We start from the raw sequence: 3,917 nt of genomic DNA, 5'->3' as shown, positions 1-3,917 counted from the left end.
CCGGGTCCGCCGAGCTGGAACAGCCCGGCCCCCGGGCGGCCGAGCATGCCGCGCAGCAGGTGGACGTTGTTGACCTGGCAGGCCGCGGCGGTCGCCTGGTTGGAGCCCAGGAAGTCCTGGCCCACCGTCGACACCAGCCGCTCGGCCGCGCCCAGGATCTCGGCGGCCTGCTCGATGAGCGCGACCGGCACCCCGCAGATCTCCGCCGCCCGTTTCGCGGGGTAGGCCTCGACGGTTCGCCACAGGTGCTCGAAGCCGACGGTGTGCGCGGCGACGTACGCCGCGTCGTGCCAGCCGCCCGCGATCAGTTCGTGCAGCAGTCCGTTGAGCAGCGCCACGTTGGTGCCGGGACGTACGGCGAGGTGGACGTCGGCCTCCGCGGCGGCCGCCGTTCCCTCGGGCCCGACCACGATCATGGCGGGCGGCCCGGACCCGAGCCGCCGGTCGAGCATCCGCTCCCACAGCACGGGATGGGAGGCGGCGCAGTCGTGTCCCCACAGCGCGAGCGCGTCGCAGTGGTCCACGTCGGTGTAGGAGCCGGGCTGTCCGTCGGCGCCGAAGCTCGCCGCGAGCGCGGCCGCGGCGGCCGCCGCGCCCCAGCGGGTGTCGCCGTCCATGTGCGGGGTGCCGATCCCGGCCTTGCCGATGACGGCGAGGGTGTAGTGCTCCTCCAGGAACAGCCGGGTGCCCGTGTGGAAGGCGAGACGGCCCCAGCCGCCGGGGCGGGCGAGCAGTTCCCTCGACCTCGCGACCACGCGGTCCATCGCGGTCTCCCACGTGGCCTCGACCAGCCGCCCGCCCTCGCGTACCCCGCCCTCACGAACCAGCGGGCGGGTCAGGCGTTCCGCGCGCGGCTGCCAGGCGTGCCACTCCCGGGGGTCGAGCCTGCCGTGGTTGACGCGGTCGCCGGCCCGGCCGCGTACGCCGGCCACCCGGCCGCCGCGCACCGCCAGGTCGACGGCGTTGTCGCCCCAGTCCGCCGCCGACACGGCGCGGGCCCAGCGCTCGACCTGCTGCTCGGTGAGGCCGTCCTCCAGGAACACGTCCACGCGCACCGGCCAGGGGCTGCCGAGACGGATGACCGAAGGGAGCGCGTCGCGCATGTGGCTCGGCAGGGCCGCCGCCAGCCGCTCCACCGCGTCGGGAGGTCCGTACGGCGTGCGCCGCCCCCTGGGATCGGCGATCCGGTCCAGCACCTGGCACCTCCGCGGTGGCGATGTGTGAACGAGGCGTCCCGTACCCGGTGCCATGCTCCCCTGATCCCGGAATCGCCCGAACTGACCGGTTCCTTTTCGAATACTTTCCAGAAGGGGTTAATGCCGAGCTGCCACCCCTGTACGCTCTGTTGATCTGTAAAGTGCATTTACTGGGAGTTGTGTGCGCGGCTGGTGAGGGGCGGCCCGCGTATTCGCGTGTGGGGTGCGGATGGATGGACGCGCGGCCGGGCCGGTCGTCTCGGGCACTGCCGCGCCGCTCGTCGGACGACGGGACGCGCTGGCCGCGCTGAGAGACGCGATGGCCGCGAGCCGGCGGGACGGGTTCCAGTTCCTCGCGCTGGTCGGCGAGCCGGGCGCGGGCAAGACGCGGCTGCTCGGCGAGCTGATGGCGATGGCGGGCCGGGACGGCTTCACCCCGTTGTGGGGACGCGCCGCGGAATACGAGCAGATGCTGCCCTACAGCGCCCTGGTGGACGCGCTCGACGACCACCTCGACGCCCGCCGCGACGAGGTCACCCGGGCCGTGGGGACCGGGCAGGCCGCCCTGCTGTCCGGTGTCTTCCCCGGGCTGGCCTCCGGCGGCGGCCCGGCGGGGGACGAACCGGCCCTGTCCGACGACCGCAGCGGCCTGGCCCGCTACCGGCTCTACCGGGCCGTACGCCACCTCGTGGGCGCGCTGGCCGGACCCTCCGGCCTGCTGCTGGTCCTCGACGACGTCCACTGGGCCGACGACGGCACGATGGAGTTCCTCGACCACGTCGTGCGCCATCCGCCCGCCGGGCCGGTGCTGATGGCCGTGGCCTACCGTCCGGCCCAGGCCGCCCCGCGCGTCGCCAGACTCGCCGCGGCGGCGGGGCCGCGCGGGCACGAGGTCGCGGTCGGCCCGCTCAGCGCGGCGGAGGTCCGGCAGTTCCTCGGTCCCGGCGTCAGCCGGGGACGGGGCACGGCGCTGTACGAGGCCAGCGGCGGCAACCCGTTCTACCTCGAGGCCCTGGCCCGGATGGGCGGCACCGACGTCACAGAGCTGCCGCCGACCATGCTCGCGGCGCTCCAGGTCGAGCTGGGCGACCTGTCCCCCGGGGCGCTGCTGGTGGCCCAGGCGGCCGCCGTGGCCGCCGACGAGTTCGAGCCCGACATCGCCGCCGTGGCCGCAGAGGTGCCGCCGGAGGGCATGCTCGCCGCGCTCGACGAGCTGGTCGAGCGTGACATCGTCCGCAGCGCGGGCGGGCGGTTCCGCTTCCGCCACCCCCTCGTGCGCCGCGCGGTCTACGAGTCCGCCGCGGCGGGCTGGCGCCTGGGCGCGCACGCGCGGATCGCGGCCCACCTGGCGGGGCTGGGGGCGCCCGCGACCGTGCAGGCCCATCACGTCGAGCACTCCGGGTCGTTCGGCGACCAGCGAGCCGTGGAGGTGCTGGTGGCGGCGGCCCGCGCGGTCACCGCGCACGCGCCGGCCGCCTCGGCGCACTGGCTGCAGGCGGCGCTGCGGCTCATGCCGGACGACGCCGCCGCCCGGGAGGGCCGGCTCGCCCTGATGATGGAGCTGAGCTGGGCGCAGGGCATCAGCGGCAGGCTGGCCGAGGGCCGCGACACCGCCCGCGAGCTGCTGCGCATGCTGCCCGAGGACGACTATCCCCGCCGGGGCCGGGCGGCCCGCGTGTGCGCGCTGATGGAGCGCCAGCTCGACCGCCCGCACGAGGCGCGGGCGCTGCTGCTCGACGAGCTGAGCCGCATGCCCAACCCGCGGGCGGCCGCCGCCGTGCCGATGCGGATGCGCCTGGTCGCCGAGAGCATGATGCGGGTGGACTTCCGGGCCGCGCAGGCCGTGCTCGACCTGATGCCCGACAACGCAGACGACTGGGAGCCCGGTCTCGCGGTCGCGGTCGCGGCGCTGCGCCCGATGCCCGCCCTGGCCGCCGGCCGTACGGACGACGCGCTGCGCTACGCCGAGATCGCCGGCAAGCTGCTCGCGGACGCGCCGGACGAGCACCTGTCCGAATGGCTGGACGCCATCGCCTGGCTGTGCTGGGCCGAGTCCCACCTCGGCCGGTACGGCGAGGCGCTGCGGCACTTCGACCGGGCGGCCGCCGTGGCCCGGTCGACCGGCCAGAGCTACATCCTGACCAACCTCCTGGCGGGCCGGGCCAAGACGCTGGTGGCGATGGGCCGTCTGGCGGAGGCCGCGGCCACCGCCGAGGAGTCCGTCGAGGGCGCGCGGCTGCTCGACTCCGGCCAGCAGCTCGTCTTCGCGCTCACCCAGGTCTGCCTGGTCGAGTCGTGGAGCGGCGACGACGACGCGGCGCTGCGGGCCGGCGAGGAGGCCGTGCACCGCGGTGTCGGGGCGGGCGAGACCTGGGAGGCCACGGCGCGCTACGCGCGCGGGCAGGCCCTGGTCAACGCGGGCAGGTACGCCGAGGGCGTCGAGGCGGTGCTGGACGCGTGCAACCGGTTCGAGTCGCCGCGCCTGGACCCGGGGACACTGCTCCAGGCGTGCGAGACGCTCGCCTACGCGGACGCCTCCCTGAGCACAGCAACGAGCACAGGAACGAGCGCAGGGACGAGCGCAGGAACGAGCGCGGAGACGCCCGAGGACGCGTCCGCCGGCGCGGCGCGCTGGGCGGCGCTCGCCGCGCGGCTGGAGGACCCGCGTCTGCCGGCGTACTCCGGTTTCGCCGCGCTCGCCCGCGCGCACGCGCTGTCGCG

2 protein-coding genes are annotated in these 3,917 nt (G+C 75.8%); one reads left to right on the top strand and one right to left on the bottom strand.

All coding sequences use genetic code 11. From position 1 onward, the window contains the following. On the bottom strand, positions 1-1,196 hold a 1,196-nt coding region (locus AB0J39_RS38615; RefSeq protein WP_363474044.1), incomplete at its 3' end, for a molybdopterin-dependent oxidoreductase. 229 nt (positions 1,197-1,425) lie between these two features. Between AB0J39_RS38615 and AB0J39_RS38610 the strand changes: the two genes are divergently transcribed. Continuing rightward, on the top strand, positions 1,426-3,917 hold a 2,492-nt coding region (locus AB0J39_RS38610; protein WP_363474042.1), incomplete at its 3' end, for an AAA family ATPase.

Source organism: Microbispora sp. NPDC049633, assembly GCF_040675265.1.
Lineage (GTDB): Bacteria > Actinomycetota > Actinomycetes > Streptosporangiales > Streptosporangiaceae > Microbispora > Microbispora maris.
This window is presented reverse-complemented; position numbering and strand designations above follow the sequence as displayed.